This is a genomic window from Caballeronia sp. LZ065 (assembly GCF_031450975.1).
Classification (GTDB): domain Bacteria; phylum Pseudomonadota; class Gammaproteobacteria; order Burkholderiales; family Burkholderiaceae; genus Caballeronia.
In genome coordinates, this window is record NZ_JARUXV010000001.1 from 1319953 (window position 1) to 1336613 (window position 16661).

A 16661-nucleotide genomic window follows, 5' to 3' on the forward strand; every position below is an offset into this window, starting at 1 on the left:
GAATCGTCGGCAGATCCGCCGGCTGCGTTTTCGGTTTGCGAGGCATAAATTCTCCTTGTGAGCATGTTATGCCTCAAACACGAAATTGCTGACAGGCCCGGGGCAGTGCTAGCAAACCGACGCGAATACGGGAAGTCCATAGAAGCCCTGGCGAACACAAGCAATCCAAGCGAAGCCCACGAGCGCCCCCCCCCTCGCTTTGCTATGCTGGCGCCTGAACCGCAAATCGCCTGAATGCGCTATCCGAACCATCCCAAAGCCGCGCCGGCAGGCATGAACCGCACCCACCCCCTCATAAAGAACCGCACCACAGGAGCGGATCGATGACGATTACCGGAACCCTCGCCGTGCCGCCGAACGAAGTCGAACTGACCGCCGTGCGCGCACAGGGCGCGGGCGGCCAGAACGTCAACAAGGTGTCGAGCGCGATTCACTTGCGCTTCGATATTCGCGCGTCATCGCTGCCGGAACACATCAAGGCGCGCCTGCTCGCGCTCTCCGACAGCCGCATCACGCGCGAAGGGGTCATCGTCATCAAGTCGCAGGAACATCGCACGCAGGACATGAACCGCGCGGCGGCGCTCGCCCGGCTCGACGAACTCATCCACAGCGTCAGCATCACGCGGCGCACACGCATCGCCACGAAGCCGACGCGCGGGTCGCAAGTCCGGCGCGTCGAAGGCAAGGTCAAGCGCGGCGCCATCAAGGCAGGCCGTGGACCCGTGCGCAGCGAATAAGATCGCCGAAGCTGCCCAGGCCCGTCTCAACCCCGTCTCAACCCCGTCTCAACCCAGGCGGCTGCCCAACGCGCGGACCCAGAAAGTATCGCTTCATCGTGTCTTTGCCGATCACACGGGCAAGCTCGGCAAAGACACAGTAGTTGCCGATCATCAGCACGAGCAGGATTTGCACCGCCCAGAACTGCGGCCAGTTGATCTGCCCGATCAATTCATGATGCGCGGCACTCAGGCTATGCGTCTCCTTCCAGAACTCGAACAGACGTTCGAGGTAATGCAGCAACCCCGCGACGATCGTATAGATGAGCGTCTTCCAGGCGGCGTTCCAGATCAAAGGCCGCTCCGGATAGCGATTGATGAACGGCAGCATGTTGGCGAGCAACACGGCCTTGCCGAGAATCAGCGATGCGACGATGACCGGGAACGAGGTCGGCAGCGAGATGCCGGTGCCCCTCACCATCAGCGCGCGGACGAGGATCACCCCATGCAGCAGCACGAAGAAAAAGAGGGTGGGCGGCACCATCTTGAGCATCTCGTGCTTGATTTCGGCGAACGACATTCCCATGGCGGCGGCTCCGTGCGCAAGGCGCGAAGGATGACGCGGACTCGCGCGCATCTCGGCGGCTCGCGCGTCACAGGAAAAGTCTGATTCACCGCGCGAGCTTGCGTCGCCTTCGCAACGGCAGGCGCCCGAGCGCGCCGGTGGCGAGCGCCGTGCCCGCGAGCACGATCCCGCAACCTGCGATCATCGCGAGCGAGACGGGTTCGCCGAGAAACCACGCGCCCCACAAGATGCCGAAGAGCGGAATGACGAAGGTCACGGTCATCGCGCGGGCGGGACCGGCGACGGCGACCAGATGAAAGTAGATGAAGTAGGCAATACCCGTGCAGCCGACGCCCAGCGCCAGCACCGCGCCCCAGGCCTGCGCGGACACCGGCGCGGCCGGCCAGGTGAGAAACGCGAGCGGCGCCAGCGTAACGGTGGCGCCGAGCATGCTGCCGGCGGCGTTGGTGAGCGCATCGACGTCCGTCAGATAGCGCTTGGCGAAGTTGCCCGCCACCCCGTAGAGCGCGGCCGCTGCCAGCGCCGCGGCTGCCGCGAGCAGGCCTTGCACCGGCACGGCAGGGGCGGCGGCGCCCGCCGCCGGTGCAATCTGGTTCCACACGAGCACCATCACGCCCGCAAAACCAATCGCCATGCCGATGGTGCGCACAGTCGTCAGGCGATCCCTGAGCCACAGGTACGCCACCAGCGCGCCCCATAAGGGCGTGGTCGCATTGATGACGGAGGTCGCGCCGGCCGAAAGCGTCAGCTCCGCATAGGCGAACAGGCAGAACGGCGCGGCCGAGTTGAGGATGCCGACGATCAGCAACGGCCACCCGCAACGGCGCAGCGTCGCCAGGGTGGCGTCGAGCGGGCGTCGTGCGAGCAGCATCGCCACGAGGAACAACGCGCCGATGCCGACTCGCAGTGCCATCAGCGGCGCGACGCCGAACTCGACGACCCCCACGCGGATGAACAGGAACGACGCGCCCCACAGGGCGGCGAGCACGATCAGTTGCAGCAGGTTGGCGAGGGACATGGCAGGGCGGACATCGGGAATGCAACGAAAGTCCGCGCATCCTAACACCGGCCCTTACCCGTTCGGACATCCTCCGGACGAGAGCGCAAGAACCGGTAGACGCCACTCCCACCGGCCCCCCGCCGTCAATGCGGCGGAATCATCCACGTCAGCACGTTCTGCTGCAGCCACACGAGCACGCCCAGCAGCACGGTGAGCAGGATCGAATGCCAGAAGGTGCGGGCGAACACGAGACCCTCACGTCCCTTGAGTTCGGTCGTGGCGACGCCCGTCGCGATGTTCTGCGGCGAGATCATCTTGCCCATCACGCCGCCCGACGAGTTGGTCGCCGCCATCAGCACCGGATTGAGATTGAGCTGGTTCGCCGCCACCACCTGCAGGTTACCGAACAGCGCATTGCCCGAGGTATCGCTGCCCGACAGGAAGACCGCGACCCAGCCGAGGAATGCCGAGACGAGCGGAAAGAACGCGCCCACCGACGCCACGCCGAGACCGAGCGTGTAGTTCATCCCGGAGTAGTTCATCAGGTAAGCCAGTCCGACAATGGTCGCCACCGTGAGGATCGCGATGCGCGTCTGCACCCACGTATCGCCGATCGCCGCGCCGAAGTCGCGCGCGGGCAGTTTCACCAGCAGCGCGGTGATGATCGCCGCCACCAGGATCGCCGTGCCGGTCGCGAGCGGCTGGAAGTCCCAGATGGCGCCATAGGGCTGGTTGTACAGCGTGATGAACACGGCCTTGTCGAGACCCGGCCAGGCAATCTTGACGTCGCCGATCAGGAAGATCTTCAGCACCGTCCACACGATCACCACCACCGACACGACAATCCACGGCACCCAGCCGTGACCGCCCGAGAGCGTCGCGCGCGTCTCGGACAGGCGGTCGACGTTGACGGCGAAGCGCTCGTCCGCAACCGGCTTCCACACGCGCAGGAAAGCGATCGTCAGGATCAGCGAGACGAGCGAGGACAGCACGTCGGTGAGTGCATAGCTGATGAAGTTGGAGGTCACGAACTGGGTCAGCGCGAAGCTGCCGCCCGAGACGAGCAGCACCGGCCAGATGCGCAGCATGTTGCGAAAGCCCGCATACACGCCGATCACGTAGAACGGCAGGAACAGCGCGAACAGCGGCAACTGGCGGCCGACCATTTTCGCGAGAGCGTCGGTGGGCAGATGCGTGACCGCGCCGAGCACCGTGATCGGCACGCCGAGCGCGCCGAAGGCGACCGGGGCGGTGTTGAATATCAGCGTGAAGGTGAGGGCTTCGAGCGTCGGGAAGCCGAGCAGGATCAGCAGCGAACTCGTGATGGCGATCGGCGTGCCGAAGCCGGAGATGCCTTCGAGCAGCGCGCCGAACGAGAAGCCGATCACGACGAGGACGATGCGCCGGTCGTTCGGCAGGTTGTCGACCATCCACAGGCGGAAGGCTTCGAAGCGCCCCGAGCGCTGGGCGATGTTGTACAGCAGGATGGCGGCGAACACGATCCACATGACCGGCCAGAGTGCGAAGACGGCGCCTGCCGCGATCGAATCGAGCGCGAGTCCGACCGGGAAGTGCCAGCCCGCGACCGCGATGATCAGCGCCAGCACGAGACCCGCGAGCGAGGCCTGCCAGGCGGGGCGGCGCGCCCAACCGAGCAGCACGAGCACGAGCAGGATGGGCAGCGCAGCGACGATGAACGATGCAAACAGCGAATGGGCGATCGGCGTGAGGATCTGATGGAACATCGCGTCTCCTGGCGGACATGAGCGGGAGCGGCGGGCTGGCTCGCCGCCGTGCGCGTCCCATCGATGCGAAAGCTGCGGGCGTCCGCGCTTCGGGCGCATCGGCGCGGCACCGAAGCCTTAAGCGGGCGCATAACGCGCTCACTAAGAATAGGGCGCGATCCGTTTGCGTCAAGGCGTGAATGCGTGCGCATTGTGGCGTTTCGGGCGCAGGCATGCCCGACACGTGGCCTGGCGCGCGCCGAACGACGCATGAACGGACGCCGCTGACGCCCGGGCGCTCAGCCCTCGGCGCCGCTCGGCACGGCTTCCTCGCGACGGGCGATGGGCGTCTGCCGGAAAACCCAGATGGTCAGCAAGCCGAGCGAAGCCAGCATCCAAAGCAGGAAAAACACGAAGGCCATCATGTCCGACTCCCGAGAACCGATGTTTCGCAACCTTGATCCGCGTTGCGCGACGGCAAATGAGGGACACGATTAGCCAGTTTCGTGCCATAGGTCTGGCGATATCCGCCAAGTCTTTGACGGAAAAGGAAAGTGGTCCAGCGCACGCAAGCCGCTTATGCGCTGATGCGAGTCAAGCGCGCGGAAAATGTTGCAGCTTTGTTACTCGTGAGCAAAGTCGATATCGCGTACCGGCACTCGCCGCGCCGGGACGCCCGGATCTAGTGGCCGTGTCCGCCGCCGCCACCGTGCCAGCCGCCGCCGCCGCCTTGCCATCCGTGCCCGTATCCGCCGCCGCCGTGCCAGCCATGGCCGTAGTAACCGCCGCCACGCCAGCCGCGGCCCCAACAGCAACCGCCGCCGCCCCAGTAGCCGAAGCTGAATGAAACCGGCGCGTAGCCGTACCCGTAATACCCGGGATAGCCGCCATAGGCGGGGTAATAAGGGTAGCCCGCATACGGATACGGGTAGGGATAGGTCTGGTAATAGTTCGGATCGGGGGCGCCGATCGCGTACTCGTACTGCGGCGGCAAGCTTGCCGAAGATGCGGTGGCAACTGTCGCGCCGGAGGCCGGGACGGTGAACTCGCGCTGCGTGTAGACAGGATTGACGACCGGGTAGGAAGGATAGGCCGGATAACCGTAGTAGCACCCGCCAAGAAGCGTTGCGGCTACCGTGGCCGCCAGTGCAGCCGACCTTCGGAGAACGAGACGAGCGAATTCCATGATGCTGCTCCTGACGGTGTGTAACGCCCGGTGTAGATCGATGATGAAGCGTTGCAGCCGGGCGGGTCCGTCATAAAGCAGCTTACTCGAACGGCGGCGCTGCGCTCGGCCAGCGGTCGGAGGAGAGAGGATTCGCGGGGCCGTTTGTGTCAGATCTGAAACGTGGCGACGAAACGACTGCGTTTCGCCGCCTTGCGCAGACCGGCTTACTTCCCGACCTGATTCCCGATGACGCCGCCGACGGCTGCGCCGCCGAGCGTCGAAAGTCCGCTGCCGCCGATGGCGGCGCCGCCCGCCGCGCCGACGCCTGCGCCGATCGCGGTATCCCGTTGACGCGTGCTCATGTCGCCGCAGGCTGTCAGGCCCCCGAGAAGCGCCACGACCGTTGCAGCGACGCCGATCTGTTTGATGTTTTTCATGTCGACTCTCCAATGCGATATTGAGTGAAGCGGCGGTGGTGCGGCTTCCAGGCATCTGCAGGGCCGCGCGGGTTCAGACCGCTTCATCGCTGGATCAGCAGGAAAAGTGCCTGATTCGTCAGGAGAGGCCCGGACGTTACAGGACAAGGCTCGCGCCCGGATGCACGAATCAAAACGGCCTGACGCACATCAGGCACGTCAGGCCGTTGTAGGCTACTGAAAGGCGTCGGGCATCAGGTCGGCTGATAAATCTCCGAACCCTTCTTCACAAATTCGATCGCCTTGGTTTCCATGCCTTTCGCCAGCGCTTCCTGTTCGCTGACGCCCTGTTTCGCCGCGAAGTCGCGCACGTCCTGCGTGATCTTCATCGAGCAGAAATGCGGGCCGCACATCGAGCAGAAGTGCGCGACCTTGGCCGAATCCTTCGGCAGAGTTTCATCGTGGAATTCGCGCGCCTTGTCCGGATCCAGGCCCAGGTTGAACTGGTCGTCCCAACGGAATTCGAAACGCGCCTTGGACAACGCGTTGTCGCGCACCTGCGCGCCCGGATGACCCTTGGCCAGATCGGCCGCGTGCGCCGCGAGCTTGTAGGTGATGATGCCTACCTTGACGTCGTCCTTGTTCGGCAAGCCGAGATGCTCCTTCGGCGTGACGTAGCACAGCATCGCCGTGCCGAACCAGCCGATCATCGCCGCGCCGATGCCCGACGTGATGTGGTCATAGCCCGGCGCGATGTCCGTCGTCAAGGGCCCGAGCGTGTAGAAGGGCGCCTCGTCGCACCATTGCAGCTGGAGATCCATGTTCTCCTTGATGAGCTGCATCGGCACGTGGCCCGGACCTTCGATCATCACCTGAACGTCGTGCTTCCACGCCACCTGCGTGAGTTCGCCGAGCGTCTTCAGTTCGCCGAGCTGGGCTTCGTCGTTGGCGTCGTAGATGGAGCCGGGACGCAGGCCGTCGCCGAGCGAGAACGAGACGTCGTACTGCTTCATGATTTCGCAGATGTCTTCGAAGTGCTCGTAGATGAAGCTCTCGCGATGATGCGCGAGACACCATTTCGCCATGATCGAGCCGCCGCGCGACACGATGCCCGTCATCCGGTTGGCGGTCAGCGGCACGTATTGCAGACGCACGCCGGCGTGGATCGTGAAATAGTCGACGCCCTGTTCCGCCTGCTCGATGAGCGTGTCGCGGAAGATTTCCCAGGTCAGGTCTTCCGCTCGGCCATTGACCTTTTCGAGCGCCTGGTAGATGGGCACCGTGCCGATCGGCACCGGCGAATTGCGGATGATCCACTCACGCGTTTCGTGGATGTGCTTGCCGGTGGAGAGGTCCATCACGGTGTCGCCGCCCCAGCGGATCGCCCAGGTCATCTTGTCGACTTCCTCGCCGATTGACGACGTCACCGCCGAATTGCCGATATTCGCGTTGATCTTCACGAGGAAATTGCGGCCGATGATCATCGGCTCGCTTTCCGGGTGATTGATGTTCGCCGGGATGATGGCGCGCCCGCGGGCCACTTCCTCGCGCACGAACTCGGGCGTGATCGCCTTCAGCGCGTCCTTGCCGAACGCCGCCGCGCCGAACGCCTGGCCCGGATGCTGGCGGCCCATCATGGCGGCCAGCTTCTCGCCGTTCGGGCCGCTCTGCTTCAGGCTCTCGAGGTATTCGGCGCGCCGCTGGTTTTCGCGGATCGCGATGTATTCCATCTCCGGCGTGATGATGCCGGCGCGCGCGTAGTGCATCTGCGAGACATTCTTGCCGGCGAGCGCACGGCGCGGCTGGCGATGCAGGCCGGGAAAACGCAGTTCGGCGGTCTTCGCGTCGGCGGCGCGCTCGCGGCCGAAGTCGCTGGAGAGGCCGGCGAGTGCTTCCGTGTCGCCGCGCTGTTCGATCCATGCGCCGCGCAGCGCGGGCAATCCCGAACGGATGTCGATCTTCGCATCCGGGTCCGTGTACGGGCCGGACGTGTCGTACACGTAGACCGGCGGATTCTTCTCGCCGCCGAAGCCGTCGGGGGTATCGGACTGGCTGATTTCGCGCATCGGCACGCGGATGTCGGGCGTCGAACCGGTGACGTAGACCTTGCGCGAGTTCGGCAGCGGCGCGATGGCGGCGGCGTCGACGACGGCGTTTTCGGACAGGAACTTGGGATTGGCATTCATGTGCTGTTTCTCCTTGTGACAGAAGTGAGCGCTCGCGCGCTTGCTTCCGTCCCATGCGAAGCAATAGGGACGATATTTTTTCAGCACGAGCGATGACGCTGCCCGGGCTGACTCAGGAGCTAGACAGGAGGAACGAGATGGAAAGGAACGGGCTCGGAAGAGGTGGCCGGATGCGGCAGGCCATGGAGCCCGAACGCTTCCCTGCGCTGGCATTATCCAGATCAGGTTCAAAGGGTATTTCTCACCCACGCCGCACGAAGCGGTTCGGCCCTGTCAGGCCGGCCAAACCGCGATGCGCAACGCAGGACCCCCGCGTTAGCAGCCGTGACATTACACCGCGGCGTGGCGTCTTGGCAACCATCGGCGAAATCCTTCGAACGGGCAGGGCGCTTACTGCATAATGGCGGGCGCCGCAAATTCCGGGTTTTCCCGGGGCGTTTGCGGACCTTCCTGCGTACTCCGTCTATCCCGCTTTTCCTCGTTCCGCCATGCCGTTGAGTCTGGTTTTCGCCGCAGCGCTTTCGCCGGTTTTTGTTTCATCGATCCGGCGCGCAGCCGTCGCGGAGTAACGCATGTCCGCGCTTCCGCCGCCGCGCCTGCCATTCAGTTTTCCCGATCGTTTTCCGTTCCGTGCGCCGCGCTCCTTCAAGGGGCAGGTCGTGCTTGCGCTGGCCGTCGTCTATCTCGTGTGGGGCTCGACGTATCTCGGCATTCATCTCGCGCTCGAATCGTTTCCGCCGCTGTTGCTCGGCGGCCTGCGCAACCTGTGCGCGGGTGTCGGGCTCTTCGCACTCGCCGTGCATCGCAAGGCCGTGTGGCCCAGTGCGCGCGAAGTGCGCAATGCGGCGATCGTCGGCACCTTGCTCGAGGGTCTGTCGAGCGGAATGATGGCCTACGGCATGGGCACCGTGGGCACCGGCACCGCCGCCGTGATGGTCGCCACCGTGCCGCTCTTTGCAACCCTCTTCACCGCGCTGTCGGGGCGGAGCGTCGCGCGCGGCGAATGGCTCGCGGTGGCGCTCGGGTTGATCGGCATCGTGTTGCTGAATCACGGCGATCCTTCGGCGAGTTCCACGGTCGGCACGCTCGCCATCCTGTGCGCCGCGATCTTCTGGGCAGGCGGCGCGCATCTGGCGGGCCGCCTGCCGCAGCCGACCGACCTGCTGATGTCCACGGCGCTGCAGATCGGGCTGGGCGGGCTCATTGCGACGGGCATCGCCTTCGCCGCCGGAGAACGCCTGACGCATGTCAGCCTCGGCGCGGGCGTCTCGTTCCTGTACCTGATGCTGATCGGTTCGATGGTCGCCTATGTCGCCTACAACTTCCTCATCCGCCATACCAGCACGATCGTCGCGACCAGTTGCCTGTATGTGAATCCGGTCGTGGCCGTGCTGCTCGGCGCGCTGCTGCTGGGTGAGATCGTCACGCGCTGGACGGTCATTGCCACCGTCGTGATCCTGCTGTCGGTCGGGCTGTCGTTCTGGTTCGATCACCGCCGGCGCGGGCTGCGCTGAACGCTTGCATTGTGTAAAAACCACCATTCCGTGCGGTACGACGCGTGAAGTCGGCAGCCGCACGCGCGTTCCTGCCCGGCTCTTCCGAACAATTCCTCTAACTAATCCCGAAGCCTTGTCACGCAAGGGCCCGCATCGCGTATGCGAGCCGCGCGCACCGACCCGGGGCATGGGCATTGCTCATTGCTGGCACCGGAATGCGCGGCCTGGCTTGCGCCGCCGAAACCGGCAAGGAAGGAAAACAGAAGGTCGGTCCGCGAGATGGAAGGGGTAGACATTTCGACGTTCGCGCGTATCGATCCGCATAACGAGGTGGTCGATTACAACAAGGAAGGTGGAATCATGAAGCTCATCCGCACCGCAGCCGCGCTCGCCGCCGTTGCCTCCGTGCTGTCCGCTTGCGGCGGCAGTTCGGACGATCTGGGCAAGGAGATCGGCGTCACACAGCCCCAGGTTCATTTCGTTCACGCGCTGCCTGGCGGGCCGAACGTCGACTTCTACGACAACGGCAAGATCCTCCAGCCGAACCTGGCCTACCCGACGGCAACCAACTTCGCGAACATCGACACGGGCCAGCACAACTTCTCCTACGCGGCCGTCAACACGACGACGCAACTCGCCACCGACACCAGCATCAACAACGCAGCGAAGGGTCACGAATACACGGTGATCGCGTTGCCGGACGCGGGCTTCCTGCCGTCGATCGCGGTGATCGACGATCCCTTCGACAAGGGTCTGCTTTCGGGCAGCGCACGGGTGCGGGCCTTCAACGCATCGACGAACGCGCCGAACCTGGACCTGTACCTGGTCGCGCCGAACGCGAGCATTGCCAACGTCAGCCCGACGATGGCCGGCGTGTCCTACAAGAACGCCGTGCCTGCAACGACGCAAGATTCGATCTACGTGTCGGGCGGGACTTATCAACTGATCGCGACGCTGCCGGGATCGAAGACGCCGGTCTACACGTCGGCTTCGTTCGATCTGGTCAACAACGCGGACTGGCTGATCACGACGCTTCCTTCCGGCAATGCGCTTTCGCAGCTGATTCCGGAGAAGATTCGTCTGCTGGTGGCGCAGGGCGGGAATACGCAGCAACCGGTGCGGGAGTTGCCGGATACGCAGTAAGTTAAACGGTTGGTTTGGATCAGGGAGAACCGGTCGCTTGCGGCCGGTTTTTCGTTGCGGGATAGAGAGCGCGTGGGACGCGTGGTCCGGGACGGACGCCCGGCACAGCAGGCAATCGATGAACTGGGCCTTACCGAGGATCAGGCGCCCGGATTCCGAGCCATGTTGCTCGACGAGTTAAACAAGCTGGAGGTCTACAACTGCGCGCGTTACCGGCTGATCATGGCGGCGACGCAGGCGTGGATCCACGCCGGCAGGCCACGCTGAGCGATACGCGCGTTCATCACGCAACAAAAAAAGTCCCGCCACACAAGGCGGCGGGACGACAGGGAACGACATTAACGCTATGCAGCGCGCCGAGGCAGGCGCCGCACTGCGGCGGCGCACCGTAGGTCTGGCGCTTACTTGTGTTCTTCGGCGGAATTGCTGATGGCCTGGCCGCCCTTCGAAATGTCCTGGCCGGCGCCCGAAACCGTGTTGCAACCTGCGAGCATCGCCGTGCCGGCGAGCAGAAAAAGTGCGATGAGTCGAGTCATGTGTATTCCCCTTGAAGTTGAAATGCGTGACAGGAATCGCAATCGCGCATCGTGTCGGGTGGAAAGGCGCCTGTCTGGCCAGCGGCAAATGATGCAAGGCAGATGCACCCAGCAATTTCAGCGCCCGACCTACCGGTAAAAACAATCATAAAAAAGGCGCAGCAGACCGGCTGTAGGCAGAGCCGGGATTCTCCTGTAGTCCCGTTCCGCATTTCGAGTGGGAATCGTCCTACACGAGCGGCGTCAGGCCGAGGGCCGGATCCACCTGTCCCGTCCTCCGCTCCCGCGGCATCGATACGCTGATCATCGTGCCTCGCGGACTCGCGCGTTCGATGTCGAAGCGCCCGCCGCGCGCCGACACGCGCTGACGCATGCCCACCAGCCCATGGGTCTGGGTACGCTTCAGATCTTGCGGCCGGATGCCGATGCCGTCGTCGCGGATCGCGAGCGACACCGTCTCGTCGTCGAGTGCGAGCGCAACGCGGATGCCGCTGGCATGCGCGTACTTGGCGGCATTGGTGAGGCTCTCCTGCGCGACACGGAACAGCGCGATCTCGACCGCTTCCCCGAGCTTCACATCCTCCTCGGGCAGAGCGAGTTCAAGACTCCAGCCATTGCGTTGCGCGGCTTCGTCGGCGAGCGAGCGTAGCGCGGTTACGAGCCCGAAGTTGGCCAGCACGGTCGGTCGCATGTCCTCGATGATGCGACGCTTCAGCGCAATGCCCTGGTCCAGATTGCCGAGTGCGCGCGTGAGCTTGTCGGCCATCGCGGGCTCGGCATCCCTGAGCTTGCCGCGGACCCAGGCCACGTCCATCTTGCTGGCCGTCAGGATCGAGCCGAGTTCGTCGTGCAGTTCGCGCGCGAGCTCGGTCTTTTCGTTCTCGCTGACGGATTGCAGATGCCAAGCCAGCGCTTCGAGCTGACGCGTGCGCGCGAAGACCAGTTGATCGAGTTCTTCCTGCTGCGTGATGAGCGCCTTCTGCACGCGCGCCTGCTTGTCGAGCTGGATGCCGAGATTGCGGAACAGGAGCAGGAACAACACGATATTGAGCGCGCAGAGCGCCCCGACGCACAGCGTGGAGATGCGCTGGTCGGCGCGGCTGGCATCGAGCGCGTGCTGCGCACGCTGATCTTCGTTAAGGCGCAGCAGGGCCAGCGCGGCATCGAGTGTCACGCTCGTGTCGGGCGGCGGCAGCGCGAGCGTGTTCGCGCGCGCGGTGGAATTGGTGGAAGGGATGGAATTGGTGGAAGGGGCGGCGTCCTGCGACTGAGCGGAGAAGCGCGCGCTGCCTTGGGCAATTTCATTGACGGCGGCACTGCGAACTTGCGCGAAGCTCGCGAGCGCGGTGTCGTCGCCGATGCGCCGGTAATACGCGTCGAGCGAGGCGAGGGTACGCTGCACGCGGCTCGCGGTATCCCGGAAATGCGTCTGGAAGACGGCGGCCGGATCGAGCGCGAAGCCGCGTTCGTCGCCGACGAGCGTGGCGATGTCGGCGGCCAGCGTCGACAGTTGCGCCGTCGCAGCCTTCGCGTCGAGCGCAGTCTCGTACTCGGCGGCGATGCGCATGCGTCCCGACTCCAGGATCACGAGCCCGCCCACTGTAATGACGATCGCCACGGTCATCGCCACGGCCCAGCTATAGCGGCGCATCCATTCATTGACACGCGCGGCGCGGCGCGCCAATCCGGCGGGGGCGGGCTTGTCGGGCGCATCGTGCGCGGCGGTGGCGAGCGGCGCCTTGTCTTCCAGAAGCTCGGACGGCAGGGCGGGCGGGACTTGGCTCATGGCGTGATCGAGAAAATCGTGGAGCGAAAAAAACGAAGATCGTTGAAAGCATGTGTCGGTGGATTCCCACAGCAAAAAAGGAGCCAGCCCGAGTGCGCGGCCCCGGCGCCGCGACTAGCATGGTCCGGTCATCACTCATACGGGGAACGATCATGCTGAAGTGGGCCTTGTTTTTCGCGATCGTGGCCGTGATTGCCGGTTTGCTCGGCTTCACGGGCGTCGCCGCCGGCGCTGCCGCCATCGCCAAGTTCATATTCGTGCTGTTCCTGATCCTCTGCGTCGTGTTCCTGGTGCTGGGGTTCGTCGTCACGAAAAAAGTCGTCGACTAGCGGCGCCTGTTCCTGACCCGCTGAACCCGATCACGCTGAACCCATTCATGGAGGAGGTCCCATGCTTCATTACGCAGCCGTCTTCTTCGTCATTGCGATCATCGCCGCCGTGTTCGGTTTCACGGGTATCGCGGCGGGTGCGGCGGAGATTGCCAAGATCCTGTTCTTCATTTTTCTGGTGGTGTTCGTCGTTACCTTGCTGCTCGGCGTCTTCCGGACCTGACGGCCGGCGCCCGCGCCGCGCCACAGCCCGTTTTCCGGCGGATTCGATAGAGCGGGCATGCAGCATGCATCGGCGTATGTGTTTGGATAGCAGGGCGCTATGCGGTCTCCGCAAAAACAGCCGTCCTGCTCCAGCCATCGACCCCTCAACTCATTCTCAGGAGCGAACCTCATGTCCAAATCGTCTGCTGTCAAAGCTGCGCCCCACACGTCGTCGGACCCGTTCGTGCTCGACCTGGACAAGATCCGCGCCGATGCGCGCCAGCACATGGACGATGGCCCTGTCACGGCAAGCTATGGCGCCGATCGCGAAACGGTGCTGAAGCTGCTGAACGATTCGCTGGCCACCGAGATCGTCTGCGTGCTGCGCTACAAGCGCCACTATTTCATGGCGAAGGGCATCCATTCGGAAGCCGTTGCGCAGGAGTTCCTCGAGCACGCAAACGAGGAACAGGAACACGCCGACACGCTCGCCGAGCGCATCGTGCAACTGGGTGGCGAGCCGAATTTCGCGCCCGATGGCCTGGCTTCGCGCTCGCATTCGCAGTACAGCGAAGGCAAGGATCTGATCGACATGATCCGCGAGAACCTGATTGCCGAACGGATCGCCATCGACACGTATCGCGAGATCATTCGCTATCTCGGCGACAAGGACGTCACGACGCGTCGTCTGTTCGAAGACATTCTCGCCGTCGAGGAAGAGCACGCCGACGACATGGCGGATCTGCTGGAAGGCCGCAACGGTTGATGCCGGCGATGGTCGTGCGCCGCGTCGGATGGCTTGTCCCGCGCGGTGTCCGGCGTCGTGCATGCGTACAATGAGCCTCCACCTTTACACAGAGCGTCCGGCAGCACGGATGGCGCGCATGATTCGAGTCCTGATAGCCGACGATCACGCAATCGTCCGCAGCGGTTTTCGCCAGTTCGTCGCGGACGAGCCCGACATGGAAGTCGCCGCCGAGGCCGCGAGCGGCGACGAGGCCATCGCGCTCGTACGCGCGCAAAGCTTCGATGTCGTCCTGCTCGACATCGCGATGCCCGACAAGAACGGCGTCGACACCTTGCGCGTCATCAAGCAGATCCGGCCGGAGCAGGGCGTGCTGATGCTGTCGGGCTATCCGGAGAGCCAGTACGCGATCAACCTGCTCAAGGCGGGCGCGAACGGTTACCTGAACAAGGATGCCGCGCCCGACGAGATCGTCCGGGCGATTCGCACGGTGGCGCGCGGGCATCGTTATCTGTCGGAGTACATCGCCGACGCGCTGGCCGACAAGCTCGACAAGCCCGCCGCGGAACGGCCGCACGAAGTGCTCTCGGAGCGCGAATTCCAGATCTTCTGCAAGCTCGCGGGCGGGCAGATTCCGACGGAAATCGCGCAGGAATTGCATCTCTCGGTCAAGACTGTGAGCACATACCGGGCGCGGGTGCTGGAAAAGATGCGGCTGGCAAACAATGCCGACCTCACGTATTACGCGATCAAGAACGGCCTCATCGAATAGCGGCGCTGCATTCAGGTTCAGGCGCCACGCAAAGGAATCGCGCGCCTCGCGCCCCGAGTGCGGCGCGTCTCAGCCGGAGGACGCCCGACGTGGGCAATCACATCACCACCGACGACCGGGCACGGCACGCAGCGCCGCATCAGACGCCGCTGGCCGTGTTGCTGATCGAGGATTCGCCGCTGATCCGCAGCAGTCTCACCGAGGCGATCGACGCGCTCGGACCGTGGCGCGTGGCCGCCTGCGCCGATGCGCCCGACGACGCCATCGCACTGCTGTCGGCGCGGCGCTTCGATGCGGTGATCGTCGACCTGCAACTGAAGCGCGGATCCGGCATCGACGTGCTCGCGTGGCTCGGGCAAGCCGGCGCGGGTTATCTGCGGGACGCGTTCGTCGCGGTGCTGACCAATCATGCGCTGCCCGCCTATCGCGAACGATGCCTTCAATACGGCGTGCATCGCTTCTTCGACAAGTCACTCGAATTCGATCGCGTGCTCGACGCGCTGCACGACTACGCGCGCGAACGCGGCTGAAGCGGTGCTCATTGCGGGCGCTGTTCCGCTTGACCTTCCGGCCTTTCCGTCTGCCCTTTCGGCATATCCGTCTGACCTTTTGGCGTCCCCGCCTGACCCTCCGGCGTGCGCGCACGCCTGCGCCAGTGACTCAGCCCCGCAAGCCCGGTGGCCGCGAGCCCGGCGAGGCAGACGCCGGTCCAGCCGAGCGTATGCCAGGCGAGCGACGCGAGCGCCGAACCCAGCGAGCCGCCGATGAAATACGCCACCATGTAGACGGTGTTGACGCGGCTGCGCGCGTCGGGCCTGAGCGCATAGATGCGTGACTGATTCGAGATCTGCGCGGCCTGCACGCCGACATCGAGCACGATCACGCCGATCACGAGCCCGCTGATGCTGCGTCCCGACAACGCGAACACGACGAACGACAGCGCGGTCAGCACGATGCACAGCGAGATCACGGCGCGCGGCCCGCGCCGGTCGGCCGACTTGCCCGCAAGCGGCGCGGCGAGCGCGCCCGCCGCGCCGACGATGCCGAACAGGCCGGCCGCCTGCGGCCCCATGCGGAACGGCTCGCCCGCCAGCAGCAGCGTGAGCACGGTCCAGAACATGCTGAACGCGGCGAACAGCGCGCCGCCCGTAAGCGCCGCTTCACGCAGCGCGGGGCTCTCGCGCGTCAGATGCCACATCGAGCCGAGCAGCTTGCTGTAGGAGAGCGTGGAGGTGGGGCGGCTGCGCGGCAGGCGCGCGATCACCACGCCCGCCAGCGCGACGCACGCGAACACCGACGCCCCGAACACCGCGCGCCAGCCGAAGTACTGCGCGACGAAGCCTGACACCGTGCGCGCCAGCAGAATGCCGAGCAAGAGGCCGCTCATCACGGTGCCGACCGCGTGGCCGCGTTCGGCGGCCGGCGCGAGTTCGGCGGCGAAGGGCACGGCCTGTTGAGCGATGGTCGACGCCACGCCGATCGCGAGGCTCGCGGCGATGAGCACGGCAAGCGTGCCCGCAAAGCACGCGGCCACGAGCGAGACGCCGAGCGCCGCGAGTTGCAGCAGGATCAGCAGACGCCGGTCGAAACGGTCGCCGAGCGGCGCGAGCACGAGCATGCCGAGCGCATAGCCGAGCTGGGTCGCGGCCGGCACCGCGCCGATCAGCCACGCGCTGTGCGGGAAGGTGGCGCGGAAGTCGTCGAGCAGCGGCTGGTTGAAATAGATGTTGGCGACCGAGACGCCGGCGATGGTCGCGAGCAGCCACAGCGTGGCGCGCGAATAGGGTGAATCGTGAGGATGCGGTGGCGAAGTCGACATGTCGGCGGGTGCGGGAAGCCAGCCGCCGATGATAC

Annotated in this window: 18 protein-coding genes and 1 riboswitch; of the genes, 8 read left to right on the forward strand and 10 right to left on the reverse strand. The window is 64.9% G+C overall.

All coding sequences use genetic code 11. From position 1 onward, the window contains the following. Positions 1 to 323 precede the first annotated feature (323 nt). The gene (gene arfB / locus QCE63_RS06000) at positions 324 to 737 is read left to right on the forward strand and encodes an alternative ribosome rescue aminoacyl-tRNA hydrolase ArfB (RefSeq protein WP_309831474.1); all 414 of its coding nucleotides are present in this window, start codon (positions 324 to 326) and stop codon (positions 735 to 737) included. A 37-nt stretch (positions 738 to 774) separates the two neighbouring features. On the opposite strand, the gene QCE63_RS06005 is transcribed toward arfB, so the two are convergent. The 7 genes from QCE63_RS06005 to thiC form a co-directional block, all read right to left on the reverse strand. After that, on the reverse strand, positions 775 to 1302 hold the full coding sequence (locus QCE63_RS06005; RefSeq protein ID WP_309831476.1) for a hypothetical protein: 528 nt from the start codon (positions 1300 to 1302) through the stop codon (positions 775 to 777). A gap of 85 nt (positions 1303 to 1387) precedes the next feature. Further along, a complete protein-coding gene (locus QCE63_RS06010; RefSeq protein ID WP_309831479.1) occupies positions 1388 to 2320 on the reverse strand; it encodes a DMT family transporter in 933 nt (310 codons plus the stop codon). A gap of 125 nt (positions 2321 to 2445) precedes the next feature. Then, positions 2446 to 4047, reverse strand: a complete 1602-nt coding sequence (locus QCE63_RS06015) for an L-lactate permease (RefSeq protein WP_309831481.1) — start codon at positions 4045 to 4047, stop codon at positions 2446 to 2448. 278 nt (positions 4048 to 4325) lie between these two features. After that, positions 4326 to 4451, reverse strand: coding sequence for a hypothetical protein (locus QCE63_RS06020; protein WP_309831483.1), 126 nt, complete (start codon positions 4449 to 4451; stop codon positions 4326 to 4328). Between the two features lie 257 nt (positions 4452 to 4708). Then, the gene (locus QCE63_RS06025; RefSeq protein ID WP_309831485.1) at positions 4709 to 5212 is read right to left on the reverse strand and encodes a hypothetical protein; all 504 of its coding nucleotides are present in this window, start codon (positions 5210 to 5212) and stop codon (positions 4709 to 4711) included. A gap of 206 nt (positions 5213 to 5418) precedes the next feature. Then, on the reverse strand, positions 5419 to 5631 hold the full coding sequence (locus QCE63_RS06030) for a glycine zipper 2TM domain-containing protein (RefSeq protein WP_309831487.1): 213 nt from the start codon (positions 5629 to 5631) through the stop codon (positions 5419 to 5421). Positions 5632 to 5864: 233 nt separating this feature from the next. Then, positions 5865 to 7796, reverse strand: a complete 1932-nt coding sequence (thiC, locus tag QCE63_RS06035) for a phosphomethylpyrimidine synthase ThiC (protein WP_309831489.1) — start codon at positions 7794 to 7796, stop codon at positions 5865 to 5867. Between the two features lie 180 nt (positions 7797 to 7976). Further along, positions 7977 to 8118, reverse strand: a riboswitch (TPP riboswitch). A 250-nt stretch (positions 8119 to 8368) separates the two neighbouring features. On the opposite strand from thiC, the gene QCE63_RS06040 reads away from it, so the two are divergent. Next, positions 8369 to 9310: an EamA family transporter gene (locus QCE63_RS06040; RefSeq protein ID WP_309831491.1), complete on the forward strand. Its 942-nt coding sequence runs from the start codon at positions 8369 to 8371 to the stop codon at positions 9308 to 9310. Between the two features lie 342 nt (positions 9311 to 9652). Continuing rightward, positions 9653 to 10435 (forward strand): DUF4397 domain-containing protein, encoded by a 783-nt coding sequence (locus tag QCE63_RS06045; protein WP_309833704.1) that lies wholly within the window; start codon positions 9653 to 9655, stop codon positions 10433 to 10435. Between the two features lie 401 nt (positions 10436 to 10836). On the opposite strand, the gene QCE63_RS06050 is transcribed toward QCE63_RS06045, so the two are convergent. Both QCE63_RS06050 and QCE63_RS06055 read right to left on the reverse strand, forming a co-directional pair. Beyond that, positions 10837 to 10971: an entericidin A/B family lipoprotein gene (locus tag QCE63_RS06050; RefSeq protein ID WP_309831493.1), complete on the reverse strand. Its 135-nt coding sequence runs from the start codon at positions 10969 to 10971 to the stop codon at positions 10837 to 10839. Between the two features lie 229 nt (positions 10972 to 11200). Then, positions 11201 to 12757: a sensor histidine kinase gene (locus tag QCE63_RS06055; RefSeq protein WP_309831495.1), complete on the reverse strand. Its 1557-nt coding sequence runs from the start codon at positions 12755 to 12757 to the stop codon at positions 11201 to 11203. A gap of 152 nt (positions 12758 to 12909) precedes the next feature. Between QCE63_RS06055 and QCE63_RS06060 the strand changes: the two genes are divergently transcribed. From QCE63_RS06060 to QCE63_RS06080, 5 genes are all read left to right on the forward strand, one after another. Then, complete coding sequence (locus QCE63_RS06060) at positions 12910 to 13086, forward strand: DUF1328 domain-containing protein (protein WP_309807883.1); 177 nt, start codon at positions 12910 to 12912, stop codon at positions 13084 to 13086. Between the two features lie 61 nt (positions 13087 to 13147). Further along, positions 13148 to 13309: a DUF1328 family protein gene (locus tag QCE63_RS06065; RefSeq protein WP_016344888.1), complete on the forward strand. Its 162-nt coding sequence runs from the start codon at positions 13148 to 13150 to the stop codon at positions 13307 to 13309. A gap of 171 nt (positions 13310 to 13480) precedes the next feature. Further along, positions 13481 to 14056, forward strand: a complete 576-nt coding sequence (locus tag QCE63_RS06070) for a ferritin-like domain-containing protein (protein ID WP_309831497.1) — start codon at positions 13481 to 13483, stop codon at positions 14054 to 14056. Between the two features lie 118 nt (positions 14057 to 14174). After that, entirely contained in the window at positions 14175 to 14807 is a 633-nt protein-coding gene (locus QCE63_RS06075; RefSeq protein WP_309831499.1) for a response regulator transcription factor, read from the forward strand. 89 nt (positions 14808 to 14896) lie between these two features. Next, positions 14897 to 15337, forward strand: coding sequence for a response regulator (locus tag QCE63_RS06080; protein WP_309831501.1), 441 nt, complete (start codon positions 14897 to 14899; stop codon positions 15335 to 15337). Positions 15338 to 15345: 8 nt separating this feature from the next. Here the strand turns inward: QCE63_RS06080 and QCE63_RS06085 are convergent, their stop codons facing one another. Next, positions 15346 to 16626: an MFS transporter gene (locus tag QCE63_RS06085; RefSeq protein ID WP_309831506.1), complete on the reverse strand. Its 1281-nt coding sequence runs from the start codon at positions 16624 to 16626 to the stop codon at positions 15346 to 15348. Between the last annotated feature and the right edge of the window lie 35 nt (positions 16627 to 16661).

Bases quoted from the DNA above. Each gene is read 5' to 3' on its own strand.
- QCE63_RS06050 (WP_309831493.1), bottom strand. From the start codon at position 10,971: ATGACTCGACTCATCGCACTTTTTCTGCTCGCCGGCACGGCGATGCTC.
- QCE63_RS06020 (WP_309831483.1), bottom strand. From the start codon at position 4,451: ATGATGGCCTTCGTGTTTTTCCTGCTTTGGATGCTGGCTTCGCTCGGC.
- QCE63_RS06065 (WP_016344888.1), top strand. From the start codon at position 13,148: ATGCTTCATTACGCAGCCGTCTTCTTCGTCATTGCGATCATCGCCGCC.
- QCE63_RS06025 (WP_309831485.1), bottom strand. From the start codon at position 5,212: ATGGAATTCGCTCGTCTCGTTCTCCGAAGGTCGGCTGCACTGGCGGCC.
- QCE63_RS06055 (WP_309831495.1), bottom strand. From the start codon at position 12,757: ATGAGCCAAGTCCCGCCCGCCCTGCCGTCCGAGCTTCTGGAAGACAAG.
- QCE63_RS06060 (WP_309807883.1), top strand. From the start codon at position 12,910: ATGCTGAAGTGGGCCTTGTTTTTCGCGATCGTGGCCGTGATTGCCGGT.
- QCE63_RS06015 (WP_309831481.1), bottom strand. From the start codon at position 4,047: ATGTTCCATCAGATCCTCACGCCGATCGCCCATTCGCTGTTTGCATCG.
- QCE63_RS06030 (WP_309831487.1), bottom strand. From the start codon at position 5,631: ATGAAAAACATCAAACAGATCGGCGTCGCTGCAACGGTCGTGGCGCTT.
- QCE63_RS06075 (WP_309831499.1), top strand. From the start codon at position 14,175: ATGATTCGAGTCCTGATAGCCGACGATCACGCAATCGTCCGCAGCGGT.
- QCE63_RS06045 (WP_309833704.1), top strand. From the start codon at position 9,653: ATGAAGCTCATCCGCACCGCAGCCGCGCTCGCCGCCGTTGCCTCCGTG.
- arfB (WP_309831474.1), top strand. From the start codon at position 324: ATGACGATTACCGGAACCCTCGCCGTGCCGCCGAACGAAGTCGAACTG.
- QCE63_RS06070 (WP_309831497.1), top strand. From the start codon at position 13,481: ATGTCCAAATCGTCTGCTGTCAAAGCTGCGCCCCACACGTCGTCGGAC.
- QCE63_RS06010 (WP_309831479.1), bottom strand. From the start codon at position 2,320: ATGTCCCTCGCCAACCTGCTGCAACTGATCGTGCTCGCCGCCCTGTGG.
- QCE63_RS06005 (WP_309831476.1), bottom strand. From the start codon at position 1,302: ATGGGAATGTCGTTCGCCGAAATCAAGCACGAGATGCTCAAGATGGTG.
- QCE63_RS06040 (WP_309831491.1), top strand. From the start codon at position 8,369: ATGTCCGCGCTTCCGCCGCCGCGCCTGCCATTCAGTTTTCCCGATCGT.
- QCE63_RS06085 (WP_309831506.1), bottom strand. From the start codon at position 16,626: ATGTCGACTTCGCCACCGCATCCTCACGATTCACCCTATTCGCGCGCC.
- thiC (WP_309831489.1), bottom strand. From the start codon at position 7,796: ATGAATGCCAATCCCAAGTTCCTGTCCGAAAACGCCGTCGTCGACGCC.